Raw genomic sequence first — 14,635 nt, forward strand, 5'->3', positions numbered from 1 at the left:
GCGCACGACCCCGCTGCCGAGGGCGACGCCCGTCGTGGTCACAATGTCCGCATGCGTCTGGATCACCTGTCGTTCGCCGCCGGCCCGGAGGGTCTGGCCGAGACCGCCGCCCGGCTGAGCGAGATGCTCGACGCGAAGTCCTTCGACGGCGGCGTCCACCCCCGCTTCGGCACCCGCAACGTGATCATCCCCGTCGCGGGAGGCAAGTTCATCGAGGTCGTCGAGGTGCTCGACCACCCCGCCAGCGACAAGGCCCCCTTCGGCCAGGCCGTGCGCGCCCGCTCCGAGGCCGGCGGTGGCTGGCTCGGCTGGGTCGTGTCCGTCGACGACATCGAGCCCGTCGAGCGCCGCATCGGCCGCCACGCCGTCCTGGGCAACCGCCGCCGCCCCGACGGCTTCAACCTCCAGTGGCGCCAGATCGGCGTGCGCGGCCTGCAGTCCGACCCGCAGCTGCCGTTCGTCATCTGCTGGGACGTGCCCGCCGACGAGCACCCGTCCCACGGCACCAGGAACGAGATCTCCCTGACCGCGCTCGAGATCGCCGGCAGCCCCCAGCGCGTCAGCGACTGGCTCGGCGAGCCCGCCCTCGAGGCGCTCGAGGACCTCGAGGTCCGCTGGGTCGCCCCCCACGGCACCCCCGGCATCGTCGCCGCCCAGTTCCATGGTCCCGCCGGCGTCGTTCGCATCTAGTCCGCGGGCCCTGGCATCCCGCCTGATCCCGCAAATCCCGAACCGGGAGCGTCGTCCTGAGTAGGAAGACGGATGTCGTCGAGCTCGTTGCCCGGCAGGCTGGGGGGATGACCAGCAGCACCCCCTCCCTCCCCCGTTCCCGCGCGACCGTCGTCACCGTCGTCGCCCTGCTCGCGACCCTCGCCCTGGCGCTCACCGGGGCCGCGGTCGCCGTGGCGGGCCCGCACCCGGACGCGTCGGCGCTGCGCCACGCGGCGGTGCTGACGGGCGGCGCGTCGGCCGCGGCGTTCGGGGTGGCGGCGGTGCTGGTGGTGGCGACGCGTCGCCTCGTCCCGGGGCTGTGGGGCTACGTGCCCGGGGTGGTCTGCCTGGTGGCCAGCAGCCTGGCCGTCGGCGCGGTCTGACGCCGGTCCACAGCCCGTGGCCCGGCACCGGCAGGCTGTCGGACCCACCGCCTAGGGTTCCTCCCATGCCCAGGACCCCCACCGCGAAGGCCTCCCGACCGGCGTACGCGTGCTCCGAGTGCGGCTGGACCACCACCAAGTGGGTGGGCCGCTGCGGCGAGTGCCAGGCGTGGGGCACCGTCGCCGAGGCCGGGGCGCCCCGCACCGGACGCACCGTGGCCGGCCCGGTGAGCCAGCCGGCCCGGCCGATGACCGAGATCAGCGTCGACGCCACCCGCGCCACCTCGTCCGGGGTGGGCGAGCTCGACCGCGTGCTCGGCGGCGGGGTCGTCCAGGGCGCCGCGCTGCTGCTGGCCGGCGAGCCCGGCGTCGGCAAGTCCACGCTGCTGCTCGAGGTGGCCGCGCAGTGGGCACGCCTCGGACGCCGCACCCTGTACGTCAGCGGTGAGGAGTCCGCGGCCCAGGTGCGCCTGCGCGCCGACCGCACGAACGCCGTCGAGGAGAATCTCTTCCTCGCCGCCGAGACCGACCTCGGCGCGGTGCTCGGCCACGTCGACGCCGTCGAGCCCTCGCTGCTCGTGGTCGACTCCGTCCAGACGATCTCCTCGGCCGAGGTCGACGGCGTGCCCGGCGGCGTCACCCAGGTGCGCGAGGTGTCCGCGGCCCTCACCCAGGTCGCCAAGCGCCGCGGCATCGCCACGCTGCTCGTCGGCCACGTCACCAAGGACGGCGCGATCGCGGGCCCGCGCGTGCTCGAGCACCTCGTCGACGTCGTGCTGTCGTTCGAGGGCGACCGGCACTCGCGCCTGCGGGTCGTGCGGGCGGTCAAGAACCGCTACGGGCCCGTCGACGAGATCGGCTGCTTCGACCTGTCCGAGGAGGGCATCGTCGAGGTCAGCGACCCCACCGGGCTGTTCGTGTCGCGGCACGCCGAGCCCGTGCCCGGCACCTGCGTCACCGTCACGCTCGAGGGACGGCGCCCGCTGCTCGCCGAGGTGCAGGCGCTCGTCGCGCCGTCCAGCACGCCGTCGCCCCGCCGGGCCACGAGCGGGCTCGACTCCACACGCGTGGCGATGGTCGTCGCCGTGCTCGCCCGCCGGTGCGGCGTGGGCATCTCCCAGCACGACGTGTACACCGCGACGGTCGGTGGGGCGCGTCTCGGCGAGCCCGCCGCCGACCTCGCCACCGCCGTCGCCATCGCGTCCGCCGCCCGCGAGGTCGCCGTCCCGGCCGACGTCGTCGCGCTCGGCGAGGTGGGTCTGGCCGGCGAGGTGCGGCGCGTCGCCGGCGTCCAGCACCGCCTGCGCGAGGCCGCCCGCCTGGGCTTCAAGCGGGCGCTCGTCCCCGCCGACCACGGCGCCGCCCCGGCACCGGCCGACGTCGACGGCATCCAGGTCGTGCCCGTCCACGACCTCGCCTCGGCGCTCCGGGCGCTCGGCCTGCAGGGGCGGCCCGCCGCGCCCGCCCCGTCCGACGCGGAGTCGGCGTGGTCCGTCCAGGCCTCCGCCCGCTGACCCCGCTCGACCAGGTGCGGTACGTCCAGGTCACGACCCGGTCTCGGGCTGGCATCACGGGGCCGGGTGCCGCCTAGGATGGAACCGACATGCCAGTGACAGGAGCGACGTGACGATCAGCGACAGGCCGAGCGACCGAGCTCTCGGTGACCTCCGCGTGCGGGCCGTCATGGCCGGCGTGGCTCCGGGCACCACGCTGCGCGAGGGCCTCGAGCGCATCCTGCGCGGTCGCACCGGCGCCCTGATCGTGCTCGGCCAGGACCGCGAGATCGAGCAGATGTCCACCGGCGGCTTCGCCCTCGACGTCCCGTTCACCGCCACCGCGCTGCGCGAGCTGGCCAAGATGGACGGCGCGATCGTCCTCGACGGCAACGCCACCTCGATCCGTCGCGCCGGCGTGCACCTGATGCCCGACCCGTCGATCCCCACCGAGGAGACCGGCACCCGTCACCGCACCGCCGACCGGGTGGCCCGTCAGACCGGCGTCCCGGTGATCTCGGTGTCCGCGTCCATGCACATCATCGCGATCTACGTCGGCGGCAACCGCCGCGTGCTCGAGGACGCCGGCGCCATCCTCGCCCGCGCCAACCAGGCGCTGGCCACGCTCGAGCGCTACAAGCTGCGCCTCGACGAGGTCTCCGGGGCCCTGTCGGCGCTCGAGATCGAGGACCTCGTCACCGTCCGCGACGTGGCCGCCGTGGCCCAGCGCCTCGAGATGGTGGCCCGCATCTCGGCCGAGATCGAGGACTACGTGCTCGAGCTCGGCTCCGACGGCCGGCTGCTCTCGCTGCAGCTCGACGAGCTCGTCACCGGCGTCGAGACCGACCGCGAGCTCGTCGTCCGCGACTACATGCCCGGCGGACGCCGCGCCAAGACGCCCGAGGAGGTGCTGGCCGCGCTGTCGGCGATCTCCTCGAGCGAGCTGGTCGACCCCGCCGCGGTGTCGCGCGCGCTGCACCTCGGCAGCAGCGAGCACCTCGACTCCGCCGTCTCGCCCCGTGGCTACCGTCTGCTGGCCAAGGTCCCCCGGCTCCCCCCGCTCGTCATGGAGCGGCTCGTCGAGCACTTCGGCACGTTGCAGAAGCTGCTCGCGGCGAGCATCGAGGACCTCCAGACCGTCGACGGCGTCGGCGAGCTGCGCGCCCGCAGCGTCCGCGAGGGCCTGTCACGCCTCGCCGAGTCGAGCATCCTCGAGCGGTACGTCTGACCTAGCCGGTCGGCGTCGGCGACGCCGGGCTGCTCGGCGCCGGTGTCGGGCTCGGTGCGGGCGTCGGCGTGGGCGCGGGACGCGTGCGGAGCACGACGTCGGCCGTGCCGGGCTCACCGCCGAGCACCGCGGCGCGCACCTGGTAGGTCTTGGCCGGCACGAAGCGCTCGTCCGCGGCGCAGTCGTCACCACCACGTCGGCCCGACCAGGTGAGGTCCACGGTCGTCGACCACGTCGGGTCGAGCTGCACCGACCGCTTCGGCACCGCGTCGGGGCACACCTGGGTGCTCCACAGGCTGTCGCCGTCCTCGTTGGCGACGTCGACGATCAGGTCGACGTCGGCGAGGTCCAGGCTGCACGGGCGCGAGGCGGTGGTGGTGAACGCGAGCCGCACCGGCACCGGCCCGGCGGCGAAGGCACCGCCGGGCACGCCCGGACGCACCGCCACGGACCGCGCGTCGCAGGCGCCCGTGGCCGCCGAGAGGTCGACGTCGACGTCCACCTCCTTGCGCTTGCGTGGCTGGGTGGTGGCGGGAGCCGACGTCGGTGCAGCCGAGGGAGCCGCGGACGTCGCGCTGGACGTGGGCGCGACGGGCTGGGCGGTGGGCGCGGGGTCGTCGCCGCCGCCGGTGAACAGGCGCACGAGGCCGAAGACGACCACGGCGACGACGAGCAGCACGACGAGACGACGCCGGCGGTAGACCGCGGGCGTGGGGCGACGCTTCTGCCTGACGTTCCCGCTCATGTGCGCCCACCGTAGCCGCTCGGCCCAGCCGACTAGGCTCGGCACGCCATGGCCCCCACGCCCCTTCCGGACTCCCTCCCCGACGACCTCGACGGGCTCCACGACGTCGTCCTCGAGTGGTACGACGACCACGCCCGCGACCTGCCGTGGCGCGCCCCCGGCACCCCCGCGTGGCACGTCCTGGTGTCCGAGCTGATGCTCCAGCAGACGCCCGTCGTCCGGGTGCTGCCCGTCTACGAGGCCTGGGTGCGGCGCTGGCCGCGTCCGCAGGACCTCGCCGCCGCACCGTCCGGCGAGGCCGTGCGTGCGTGGGGTCGTCTGGGCTACCCGCGGCGGGCGCTGCGGCTGCACGCGTGCGCCGTCGCCCTGACCGAGCAGCACGACGGGGTGGTGCCCGACGACCACGCGACGCTGCTGACCCTCCCCGGCGTCGGCAGCTACACCGCGGCGGCGGTGGCGTCGTTCGCGTTCGGCCAGCGGCATGCGGTGCTCGACACCAACGTCCGGCGCGTGCTCGGACGCGTCGTGGCCGGGACGGCCTATCCGCCCAACGCGGCCACCGTCGCCGAGCGGCGCACGGCCGAGGCGCTGCTGCCGGACGACCCCGCGACGGCCGCGCGGTGGGCGGTGGCGGTGATGGAGCTCGGCGCGCTCGTGTGCACCGCGCGGTCGCCCCGGTGCGGCGAGTGCCCCGTGCGCGACCGGTGCGCCTGGTACGCCGCCGGCCGCCCCGAGCACGACGGACCGCCCCGACGCGGGCAGGCCTGGGCCGGCACCGACCGTCAGTGCCGCGGACGCCTGCTGGGCGTCCTGCGCGACGCGGACGGCCCGGTGCCCAAGGACGCCCTCGACGCCGTCTGGGACGCCGCCCCGCAGCGCGAGCGCGCCCTGGACTCCCTGGTGGCCGACGGCCTCGTCGACGCCCGCGACGACGGCACCTACGCCCTCCCCGGCACCCCCTGACGCCGTCCGGCGGCCCCCGACCGATCCCCCGGCCGTCGATGTCCGACTTCTGCAACGCCTCGGACGGCGATGCGTTGCAGAAGTCGGACGTCAACCGGCTCGGGGGGACGCCCGGTGGCTCTGGACGCGACCGAGGCCGGCCCCGCGGTGCGGGACCGGCCTCGGTCGGTGGTGCTGGTGCGACTACTCGGTGGCGCCGGCGGCCTCGGCGGGGAGCTCGTCGGGCACCTCGCCCTTGGTCTCGCCGCGGAAGGTGAAGGTCGCGGACGGACCCTCGCCCTCGACGTCCACCAGGATGATCTGGCCGGGACGGACCTCGCCGAAGAGCAGCTTCTCGGCGAGCACGTCCTCGATCTCGCGCTGGATCGTGCGTCGCAGCGGACGCGCGCCGAGCACCGGGTCGAACCCGCGCTTGGCGAGCTGCTCCTTGGCCGCGGGCGTGAGCTCGAGGGCCATGTCCTTGTCCTTGAGCCGGCCCTCGACCGAGGCGAGCATCATGTCGACCATCTCGATGACCTCGTCCTGCGTCAGCGGCGGGAACACGACGATCTCGTCGACACGGTTCAGGAACTCCGGACGGAAGTGCTGCTTGAGCTCGTCGGACACCTTCGCCTTCATCCGGTCGTACGAACCGGCGACGTCACCGGCCTGGCTGAAACCGAGGTTCACGCCCTTGGCCATGTCACGCGAACCGAGGTTCGTGGTCATGATGATGACGGTGTTCTTGAAGTCGACGACTCGCCCCTGGGAGTCGGTCAGGCGACCTTCCTCCAGGATCTGCAGCAGCGAGTTGAAGATGTCGGGGTGCGCCTTCTCGACCTCGTCGAAAAGCACCACCGAGAACGGCTTGCGGCGCACCTTCTCGGTGAGCTGGCCGCCCTCCTCGTAACCGACGTAACCGGGAGGCGAACCGAACAGCCGCGACACGGTGTGCTTCTCGGAGAACTCGCTCATGTCGAGCTGGATGAGCGCGTCGTCGTCGCCGAACAGGAAGTTCGCGAGCGCCTTGGACAGCCAGGTCTTACCCACGCCGGACGGGCCGGCGAAGATGAACGAGCCGCCGGGGCGACGCGGGTCCTTGAGGCCCGCACGGGTGCGTCGGATGGCGCGGGAGAGGGCCTTGATGGCCTCCTCCTGGCCGATGACGCGCTTGTGCAGCTCGGCCTCCATGTTGAGCAGCCGCGAGGACTCCTCCTCGGAGAGCTTGACGATCGGGATGCCGGTCGCGATCGCGAGGACCTCGGCGATGAGCTCCTCGTCGACCTCGGCCACGACGTCCATGTCGCCGGCCTTCCACTGCTTCTCGCGCTCGGACTTCTGCCCGATGAGGGTCTTCTCCTCGTCGCGCAGCGACGCGGCGGCCTCGAAGTCCTGGCCGTCGATCGCCCCCTCCTTGCGGCGGCGGACGTCGGCGATCTTCTCGTCGAACTCGCGCAGGTCGGGCGGAGCGGTCATCCGACGGATCCGCAGCCGCGAGCCGGCCTCGTCGACCAGGTCGATGGCCTTGTCGGGCAGGAAGCGGTCGGAGATGTACCGGTCGGACAGCGTGGCCGCCGAGACCAGCGCCTCGTCGGTGATCGTGACGCGGTGGTGCGCCTCGTAGCGGTCGCGCAGGCCCTTGAGCATGTCGATCGTGTGCGCGATCGACGGCTCGGGCACCTGGATGGGCTGGAAGCGGCGCTCGAGCGCGGCGTCCTTCTCGAAGTGCTTGCGGTACTCGTCGAGCGTGGTGGCACCGATGGTCTGGAGCTCGCCGCGGGCCAGCATGGGCTTGAGGATGCTGGCGGCGTCGATGGCTCCCTCGGCCGCACCGGCACCGACGAGGGTGTGGATCTCGTCGATGAACAGCACGATGTCGCCGCGGGTGCGGATCTCCTTGAGAACCTTCTTCAGGCGCTCCTCGAAGTCACCGCGGTAGCGCGACCCGGCGACGAGCGCGCCGAGGTCGAGCGTGTAGATCTGCTTGTCCTTGAGCGTCTCGGGCACGTCGCCGCGGACGATGTCCTGGGCCAGGCCCTCGACGACCGTCGTCTTGCCGACGCCGGGCTCGCCGATGAGCACCGGGTTGTTCTTGGTGCGGCGGCTCAGCACCTGCATGACGCGCTCGATCTGCATCTCGCGCCCGATGACGGGGTCGAGCTTGCCCTCGCGGGCGGCCTGCGTGAGGTTGCGGCCGAACTGGTCGAGGACCAGCGAGCTGGACGGAGCGCCCTCGGCGGGTGCGCCGGCGGCAGCCGTCTCCTTGCCCTGGTAACCGCTGAGCAGCTGGATGACCTGCTGGCGGACGCGGTTGAGGTCGGCCCCGAGCTTGACGAGGACCTGGGCGGCGACGCCCTCGCCCTCGCGGATCAGGCCGAGCAGGATGTGCTCGGTGCCGATGTAGTTGTGGCCGAGCTGCAGGGCCTCACGGAGGCTGAGCTCGAGGACCTTCTTGGCGCGCGGCGTGAACGGGATGTGGCCGCTCGGCGCCTGCTGGCCCTGGCCGATGATCTCCTCGACCTGGGCGCGGACGGCCTCGAGCGAGATGTCGAGCTGCTCGAGCGCCTTGGCCGCGACACCCTCACCCTCGTGGATCAGCCCCAGGAGGATGTGCTCGGTGCCGATGTAGTTGTGGCTGAGCATCCGTGCTTCTTCTTGTGCGAGCACGACGACGCGCCTCGCGCGGTCGGTGAACCTCTCGAACATGGTGTCTCCCCTGGATCGAACCCACTGGGCCGTTGCCCTCTCATGCTAGACCGCGCGGCAACCGAAGCCCGAACGAGTCCACCTCTGAGTGGATGTACACAGAACAACGCGAACCCACCGCCTGCGTGTTCCGGCGGTGGGTTCGCTCCGAGCGAACGGCTCGGTGGTGCTGGTGGTGCGTGGTGTCAGTGCGCGGCGGCGTACGCCTCGCGGACCTCGGTGGAGACGCGCCCGCGGTCGGGGACGTCGTAGCCGTTCTCGCGCGCCCAGGCGCGGATCGCGGCCGGGGAGTCGCCGGACGCGGCGGCCTTGCGACCGCCGCCTGAGGTGCCGCCCGAGCGACGACGGCCGTTGCTGGCCTTGCGCGCCTCGGCGACGTAGGGCGCGAGCGTGTCGCGCAGCTTGGATGCATTCCCCGAGGAAAGGTCGATCTCGTACCGGGTGCCGTCGAGGGCGAATTCCACCGTCTCGTCGGCGTCTCCCCCGTCGATGTCGTCGACGAGGAGGACCTGGACCTTTTGCGCCATGGTCGGCTGCCTTTCAAGAATGTGCGGGACTTGCAATCTCAGTCTGCCACGTAAAACACGGTGACAGGAAATCCGACACGGCCCGATTCGTCGTCCGCACAGGCACCGAAATCAGCGATTGTCCGAATTGCAGGAATACGCCGCCCGGCGAACCGACGCTATTCGCGCCGCGCCAGCGGAAACAGGATCGCGTCGCGAATTCCGACCCCGAGCAGCAGCATGACGAGCCGGTCGACGCCCATGCCCATGCCCCCGGCCGGCGGCATGCCGAACTCGAGCGCGCGCAGGAAGTCCTCGTCCAGGTCCATCGCCTCGGGATCGCCCGCCGCCGCGAGGAGCGACTGCTCCTCCAGGCGCTCGCGCTGCACCACGGGGTCGTTGAGCTCGGAGTACGCCGGGGCCAGCTCGACGCCGTTGATCATCAGGTCGAAGGCCTCGACGAGACCCTCCTCGGTGCGGTGCGGCTTGGCGAGCGGGCGCACCGACGTCGGGTAGTCGCAGACGAACGTCGGCTGGACCAAGGTGTGCTCGACCAGCTTCTCGTAGATCTCGAGCGCCACCTCGCCGGCGCCCCAGCCGTCGCGCAGGGCGACGTCGTGCTTGCCGGCCAGGTCGCGCAGGTGGGCGACGTCGGTGTGCTGGTCGACCTTCTCGCCGACCGCCTCGGAGACGAGCTCGAACAGGCCGACGCGCCGCCAGGGCGCCTCGAGGTCGATGGTCGACCCGTCCCGGGCGGGCACGACGGTGCGCCCCAGCGCGCGGGCCGCGTCCAGGACGAGGTCGCGGCACAGGTCCATCATCGTCTCGTAGGAGCCGTACGCCTCGTACGCCTCGAGCATCGCGAACTCGGGGTTGTGGGTGTTGTCGGCGCCCTCGTTGCGGAACGTCTTGCCGATCTCGTAGACGCGGTCGACGCCGCCGACCAGAGCGCGCTTGAGGTCGAGCTCGAGGGCGATGCGCAGCAGCATGTCGGCGTCGAGCGCGTTGGCGTGCGTGGCGAACGGACGCGCCGCGGCACCGCCGTTGGTGGACTGCAGCACCGGCGTCTCGACCTCGACGTAGTCGCGGGCGTCGAGCGTGGTGCGCAGCGACTTCAGGACGGTGGCCTTGGCGCGGACGTTCTCGCGCGCCTGCGGCCGGACGATCAGGTCGACGTAGCGCATCGTGGCGCGCGCTTCGTCCGACAGCGGCGCGTGCTCGTTGGGGAGCGGGCGCAGGGTCTTGGCGGCCAGGCGCCACGACGTCGCCTGCACCGACAGCTCGCCGCGTCGGCTGGTGACGACCTCGCCCTCGACGAAGAGGTGGTCGCCGATGTCGACGAGCGCCTTGTAGTCCGCGAGCGCCTCCTCGCCCACCTCGGCGAGCGACAGCATGGCCTGGATCTCGGTGCCGTCGCCCTCGCGCAGCCGGGCGAAGCAGAGCTTGCCCGTGTTGCGCTGGAAGATGACGCGGCCGGCGATGCCGACGGTCTCCCCGGTGTGGGTGTCGGGCTCCATCGCGGACGCGTCGTGGGCCTCGACGACCTGACGGATGGTGCGCGTGCGTGGCACCTCGATCGGGTACGGCGAGACCCCGCGGTCCAGGAGCTGCTGACGCTTCTCGCGACGCACCCGCAGCTGCTCGGGCAGGTCGTCGGGCGCGGTGTCGCGGGCGTCGTCGCTCATGGCGCCAGCCTAGGTGGCCGCCGTCCTCCACGATTTGACGGGTTCGGGCTGCCGCCACCGGCGTGTCGAGGACCGAAACGCGTCGAATCGTGAGGGGGCCGGGGTCAGGTGTTGCGGGAGGGGACGAGGCGCAGGCCGTTGAGGGTGAGCCACGGGTCGTGGACGGTGAGGCTGGTGCAGCCGCCGGCGACCTCGGCCGCCCAGCGGCCGGTCGCGACGACCGTGAGGTCGTCCACGGCGAGCTCGGCGCGCATCCGGCCGACGATCCCGTCGACGAGGCCGGCGAAGCCGTGGACGAGCCCGGACTGCATGGCCTCGACGGTGTTGCGGGCGACGACGTTGCGCGGCCGCGCTACCTCGACGGCCCGCAGCTGGGCGCCGCCGCGGGCCAGCGCGTCGAGCGAGATGCCGACGCCCGGCGCGATGGCGCCGCCCACGTAGGCGCCCCTGCCGTCGACGACGTCGAAGGTGGTGGCCGTGCCGAGGTCGACGACGATCGCGGGCCCGGGGTGGAACGTCGACGCCGCGAGCGCGTTGACGACGCGGTCGGCGCCGACCTCGCGGGGGTTGTCGGTGAGGATCTTGACGCCGGTGCGGACGCCGGGCCCCACCACGTGCTGCGGGACGTCGGCGAAGCGCCGCTCGAGCATCGCGCGCACCTCGGCGAGCACGGCCGGTACCGTGCAGCTGACGACGACGCCGTCGACCGGTCCGAGGCCGCACCCGCGCAGCAGGCCGTCGAGCAGCACGTGCCACTCGTCCGCGGTGCGGCTCGCGTCGGAACCCACCCGCCAGTGCGCGGTGGGCTCCACCGACGTCGCGGCGTCGAGCGAGCCCGCGTCGAACAGGCCCACCTCGGTGTGGTGGTTGCGGACGTCCAGGCAGAGCAGGCTCATGGCACGCAGGTCAGTGCGCGACGAGCGGGTTGTCGAGCAGGCCGCGGGCCGAGTCGCCGCGGACGAGCCCCGAGCCGGGCAGCACCTCGGCCGGGTCCGAGCCCGTGCCGGTGACGCGGTTGTCGGCGTCGACGAACACGACGTGGGGCTCGAACGTGCGCGCCTCGGCGTCGTCCATCTGCCCGTAGGCGATCAGGATGACGAGGTCGCCGGGGTGCACCAGGTGGGCGGCGGCGCCGTTGATGCCGATGACGCCGCTGCCGCGCTCGCCGGCGATCGTGTACGTCTCGAGGCGGGCGCCGTTGGTGACGTCGACGATGTGCACCAGCTCGCCGGGCAGCAGGTCGGCGGCGTCGAGCAGGTCGGCGTCGACGGTGACCGAGCCGACGTAGTGCAGGTCGGCCTGCGTCACGGTGGCGCGGTGGATCTTGGACTTCATCATCGTGCGGATCACGGCGTCTCCTCCGGGACGGCCGCGGCGGGCACCGCGGCGTTGTCGATCAGTCGGGTGGTGCCGACGCGGGCCGCGACGAGCAGCCGGGCCGGCTCGCCGGGCCGCGGGTCGCCGAGCGCGACGTCGGTGAGGGCGAGGTAGTCGAGGTCGATGCCGGCGGCGTCGTCGAGCACCGCGCGAGCCGCGGCGAGGACGGCGTCGTGGCCGAACGGGGCCGCGTCGACACCGGCGGCCAGGGCGCGGCTGAGCGCGACGGCGTCGCGGCGCTGCGCGTCGTCGAGGAACCGGTTGCGCGACGACATCGCGAGCCCGTCGTCCTCGCGGACGGTGGGCGCACCCTGCACCTCCACGGGCAGGCACAGCGTGCGCGCCATCCGCGTGATGAGCGCGAGCTGCTGGTAGTCCTTCTCGCCGAACACGGCGAGGTCGGGGCCGACGAGCCCGAGCAGCTTGGCGACGACGGTGAGCACGCCCCGGAAGTGGGTGGGACGCGACGCGCCCTCCAGCACCGACCCGAGCGGACCGGGGTCGACGGTGACGGTGTCGGGCGTGGGCCAGCCGGGGTACATCTCCTCGACCGACGGCGCGAACACGACGTCGACGCCGGCCTTGTCGCAGCGGACGAGGTCGTCGTCGAGCGTGCGGGGGTAGCGGTCGAGGTCCTCCCCCGGCGCGAACTGCGTGGGGTTGACGAACACCGACGCGACGGTGGTGTCGGCGCGCTCGACGGCGTGCCGCAGCAGGCTCTCGTGGCCCTCGTGCAGCGCACCCATCGTGGGGACGAGCGCCAGGCGCCCGCTGCGCTCGCGCAGCAGCGCGTCGAGCTCGGCGCGGGTGGACGCGACGACGAGCGGGCCGCTCGGTGTCATCGGTCGCGCTCCTTGCTCCACTCCACTCGCGGGCACTCGCTGCGCTCGCGACCACTCACCTCGTTCCACGCGTCACCGCTCACAGCCCGGCCGCCAGGTCGGCCATCGTGTCCCAGTCGGCCTCGTCGAGGACGCGGCGGACGTCGCTGCCGCGCGACGGCGTCAGGCGCCCGTCGGTGACGGCGCGGTCGGTGGTCGCGCGGGCCATGGCCACGTAGGCGTCGTGGGTGGACGCGGGCGCGTCGGCCAGCGCGGCCAGGTGGGCCGCCACGGTGTCGACGTCGCCGCGGACGACCGGCCCGGTGAGCGCGGCCGACCCGTAGGCCAGCACGTTGTCGAGCGCGGCCTGCAGCAGCGGGCGCAGCAGCGCGGACGGGTCGTCGGCGCCGGTGGCCCGGAGCAGGTCCATCGACTGCGCGACGAGGGTGACGAGGTGGTTGGAGCCGTGGGCGAGCGCCGCGTGGTACGCGGTGCGCCGGTCCTCGGGGATGCGGACCGGACGGCCGCCGAGGTCGGCCACGAGCGACTCGGCCAGCGCGGCGTCGTCGTCGCCGACGGTGAGGCCGAAGACGCAGCCCGAGAGCCGGTCGAGGTCGACGTCGGTGCCGGTGAACGTCATGGCCGGGTGCATGGCCACCGGACGCGCGCCCGCCGCCGCGGCGGAGGCGAGCGCGGCGAGCCCGTGGCGTCCGCTGGTGTGCAGCACGACCTGGCCGGGACGCAGGTGCCCGTCGGCGGCGAGCTCGTCGACGAGGCCGACGAGCGAGTCGTCGGGCACCGCGAGCACGAGCAGGTCGCTGCGGTCGGCGGCCTGGGCGGCGGTGGTGAGCGGCACCCCGGGCAGGAGCGTCTCGACCCGGGTGCGGGTGGCGGCGGAGCGTCCGCTCGCGGCGACGACGTGGTGCCCTGCTGCACGGAGGCGGGCGGCGACGACGGCGCCGACGCGGCCCGCGCCGACCACACCGACGGTGCGGGGGCTGCTGGGGACGTGCTGGTTCATGGTGGTGCCTTCTTCGTTCCCGTCCCGGCGAGCGGGTACCAGACGATCGGACACCGCCAGTCTAGGTCGCCGCAGCCGTCCCGGCGTGCGGGGTGGCGCACCTCACGGCGCCGGCGACCTCAGTGGTCCAGCAGGCCCAGCAGGTAGGCGCCGTAGCCGCTCTTGACGAGGGGCTCGGCCCGCTCGCGCAGCTCGTCGTCGGTGAGGAAGCCCGAGCGCCAGGCCACCTCCTCGGGGCAGCCGATCTTCATGCCCTGGCGGCTCTCGATGGTGCGCACGTAGTTGGAGGCGTCGTTGAGCGAGTCGAACGTCCCGGTGTCGAGCCAGGCCGTGCCGCGGGGAAGGATGCCGACCTGCAGGCGGCCCTGCTCCAGGTAGACGCGGTTGAGGTCGGTGATCTCGAGCTCGCCGCGCGGCGACGGCTCGAGGTCGGCCGCGATCGAGATCACGTCGTTGTCGTAGAAGTACAGGCCCGGCACCGCGTAGCTGCTCCGGGGCTTCTCGGGCTTCTCCTCCAGCGACACCACGCGTCCGTCGGCGTCGAACTCCACGACGCCGTACGCGGTGGGGTCGGCGACCTGGTAGCCGAACACGGCGCCGCCGTCGAGGTCGGCGAACCGGCGCAGCTGCTGCCCCATGCCGGGGCCGTAGAAGATGTTGTCGCCCAGCACGAGCGCGGCCTTGTCGTCGCCGATGTGGTCGGCGCCGAGCACGAACGCCTGAGCGAGCCCGTCGGGGCTCGGCTGCTGGACGTAGGTGAGGTTGACGCCGAAGCGCGACCCGTCGCCCAGCAGGCGCTGGAACTGGTCGGCCTCGTGGGGCGTGGTGATGATGCAGATGTCCTGGATGCCCGCGAGCACCAGCGTCGACAGCGGGTAGTAGATCATCGGCTTGTCGTAGACCGGGACGAGCTGCTTGCTGACGCCGAGCGTGATCGGGTGCAGCCGCGACCCGGTGCCGCCGGCCAGGATGATTCCGCGCATGGCGGTCATCCTAGGGGTGCGCCGTCACGCCCTC

Annotated in this window: 14 protein-coding genes; 5 read left to right on the forward strand and 9 right to left on the reverse strand. The window is 73.1% G+C overall.

Translation table 11 applies throughout. From position 1 onward, the window contains the following. Nucleotides 1–51 precede the first annotated feature (51 nt). From ACI6PP_RS07425 to disA, 4 genes are all read left to right on the forward strand, one after another. Nucleotides 52–690, forward strand: a complete 639-nt coding sequence (locus ACI6PP_RS07425) for a VOC family protein (protein WP_421110422.1) — start codon at nt 52–54, stop codon at nt 688–690. Between the two features lie 107 nt (nt 691–797). Next, on the forward strand, nt 798–1,094 hold the full coding sequence (locus ACI6PP_RS07430; protein WP_421110424.1) for a hypothetical protein: 297 nt from the start codon (nt 798–800) through the stop codon (nt 1,092–1,094). A gap of 65 nt (nt 1,095–1,159) precedes the next feature. Beyond that, the gene (radA, locus tag ACI6PP_RS07435) at nt 1,160–2,608 is read left to right on the forward strand and encodes a DNA repair protein RadA (RefSeq protein WP_421110426.1); all 1,449 of its coding nucleotides are present in this window, start codon (nt 1,160–1,162) and stop codon (nt 2,606–2,608) included. Nucleotides 2,609–2,723: 115 nt separating this feature from the next. Next, the gene (gene disA / locus ACI6PP_RS07440) at nt 2,724–3,815 is read left to right on the forward strand and encodes a DNA integrity scanning diadenylate cyclase DisA (RefSeq protein ID WP_421110508.1); all 1,092 of its coding nucleotides are present in this window, start codon (nt 2,724–2,726) and stop codon (nt 3,813–3,815) included. A gap of 1 nt (nt 3,816) precedes the next feature. On the opposite strand, the gene ACI6PP_RS07445 is transcribed toward disA, so the two are convergent. After that, nucleotides 3,817–4,560: a hypothetical protein gene (locus tag ACI6PP_RS07445; protein ID WP_421110428.1), complete on the reverse strand. Its 744-nt coding sequence runs from the start codon at nt 4,558–4,560 to the stop codon at nt 3,817–3,819. 48 nt (nt 4,561–4,608) lie between these two features. Here ACI6PP_RS07445 and ACI6PP_RS07450 point away from each other — a divergent pair, with 48 nt between their 5' ends. Beyond that, complete coding sequence (locus tag ACI6PP_RS07450; protein ID WP_421110429.1) at nt 4,609–5,523, forward strand: HhH-GPD family protein; 915 nt, start codon at nt 4,609–4,611, stop codon at nt 5,521–5,523. Between the two features lie 183 nt (nt 5,524–5,706). Here the strand turns inward: ACI6PP_RS07450 and ACI6PP_RS07455 are convergent, their stop codons facing one another. The 8 genes from ACI6PP_RS07455 to rfbA all read right to left on the reverse strand — a co-directional run bounded on the left by ACI6PP_RS07455 (nt 5,707) and on the right by rfbA (nt 14,601). Then, nucleotides 5,707–8,208, reverse strand: a complete 2,502-nt coding sequence (locus ACI6PP_RS07455; protein ID WP_421110430.1) for an ATP-dependent Clp protease ATP-binding subunit — start codon at nt 8,206–8,208, stop codon at nt 5,707–5,709. Between the two features lie 185 nt (nt 8,209–8,393). Further along, a complete protein-coding gene (locus ACI6PP_RS07460) occupies nt 8,394–8,735 on the reverse strand; it encodes a histone-like nucleoid-structuring protein Lsr2 (protein ID WP_421110432.1) in 342 nt (113 codons plus the stop codon). A gap of 158 nt (nt 8,736–8,893) precedes the next feature. Then, entirely contained in the window at nt 8,894–10,399 is a 1,506-nt protein-coding gene (gene lysS / locus ACI6PP_RS07465; protein WP_421110434.1) for a lysine--tRNA ligase, read from the reverse strand. A 104-nt stretch (nt 10,400–10,503) separates the two neighbouring features. Beyond that, nucleotides 10,504–11,295 (reverse strand): type III pantothenate kinase, encoded by a 792-nt coding sequence (locus ACI6PP_RS07470; protein ID WP_421110436.1) that lies wholly within the window; start codon nt 11,293–11,295, stop codon nt 10,504–10,506. 10 nt (nt 11,296–11,305) lie between these two features. Continuing rightward, on the reverse strand, nt 11,306–11,749 hold the full coding sequence (gene panD, locus ACI6PP_RS07475; RefSeq protein ID WP_421110437.1) for an aspartate 1-decarboxylase: 444 nt from the start codon (nt 11,747–11,749) through the stop codon (nt 11,306–11,308). Then, nucleotides 11,746–12,618 carry a pantoate--beta-alanine ligase gene (gene panC, locus ACI6PP_RS07480; protein ID WP_421110439.1) on the reverse strand — a complete coding sequence of 291 codons (873 nt, stop codon included), beginning with the start codon at nt 12,616–12,618 and terminating at the stop codon, nt 11,746–11,748. Before panC ends, panD begins: the two co-directional genes overlap by 4 nt. Nucleotides 12,619–12,697: 79 nt before the next feature. Further along, nucleotides 12,698–13,618 (reverse strand): Rossmann-like and DUF2520 domain-containing protein, encoded by a 921-nt coding sequence (locus ACI6PP_RS07485; protein WP_421110441.1) that lies wholly within the window; start codon nt 13,616–13,618, stop codon nt 12,698–12,700. Nucleotides 13,619–13,737: 119 nt separating this feature from the next. Further along, nucleotides 13,738–14,601: a glucose-1-phosphate thymidylyltransferase RfbA gene (gene rfbA / locus ACI6PP_RS07490; protein WP_421110443.1), complete on the reverse strand. Its 864-nt coding sequence runs from the start codon at nt 14,599–14,601 to the stop codon at nt 13,738–13,740. Between the last annotated feature and the right edge of the window lie 34 nt (nt 14,602–14,635).

It is taken from the genome of Solicola agrisoli (assembly GCF_049059935.1).
Lineage (GTDB): Bacteria > Actinomycetota > Actinomycetes > Propionibacteriales > Nocardioidaceae > JAURVT01.

What these genes read in the sequence shown, in the direction of transcription:
- ACI6PP_RS07425 (WP_421110422.1), top strand. Translation starts at nt 52, where the DNA reads ATGCGTCTGGATCACCTGTCGTTCGCCGCCGGCCCGGAGGGTCTGGCC.
- ACI6PP_RS07430 (WP_421110424.1), top strand. Translation starts at nt 798, where the DNA reads ATGACCAGCAGCACCCCCTCCCTCCCCCGTTCCCGCGCGACCGTCGTC.
- radA (WP_421110426.1), top strand. Translation starts at nt 1,160, where the DNA reads ATGCCCAGGACCCCCACCGCGAAGGCCTCCCGACCGGCGTACGCGTGC.
- ACI6PP_RS07445 (WP_421110428.1), bottom strand. Translation starts at nt 4,560, where the DNA reads ATGAGCGGGAACGTCAGGCAGAAGCGTCGCCCCACGCCCGCGGTCTAC.
- ACI6PP_RS07450 (WP_421110429.1), top strand. Translation starts at nt 4,609, where the DNA reads ATGGCCCCCACGCCCCTTCCGGACTCCCTCCCCGACGACCTCGACGGG.
- ACI6PP_RS07455 (WP_421110430.1), bottom strand. Translation starts at nt 8,208, where the DNA reads ATGTTCGAGAGGTTCACCGACCGCGCGAGGCGCGTCGTCGTGCTCGCA.
- ACI6PP_RS07460 (WP_421110432.1), bottom strand. Translation starts at nt 8,735, where the DNA reads ATGGCGCAAAAGGTCCAGGTCCTCCTCGTCGACGACATCGACGGGGGA.
- lysS (WP_421110434.1), bottom strand. Translation starts at nt 10,399, where the DNA reads ATGAGCGACGACGCCCGCGACACCGCGCCCGACGACCTGCCCGAGCAG.
- ACI6PP_RS07470 (WP_421110436.1), bottom strand. Translation starts at nt 11,295, where the DNA reads ATGAGCCTGCTCTGCCTGGACGTCCGCAACCACCACACCGAGGTGGGC.
- panC (WP_421110439.1), bottom strand. Translation starts at nt 12,618, where the DNA reads ATGACACCGAGCGGCCCGCTCGTCGTCGCGTCCACCCGCGCCGAGCTC.
- ACI6PP_RS07485 (WP_421110441.1), bottom strand. Translation starts at nt 13,618, where the DNA reads ATGAACCAGCACGTCCCCAGCAGCCCCCGCACCGTCGGTGTGGTCGGC.
- rfbA (WP_421110443.1), bottom strand. Translation starts at nt 14,601, where the DNA reads ATGCGCGGAATCATCCTGGCCGGCGGCACCGGGTCGCGGCTGCACCCG.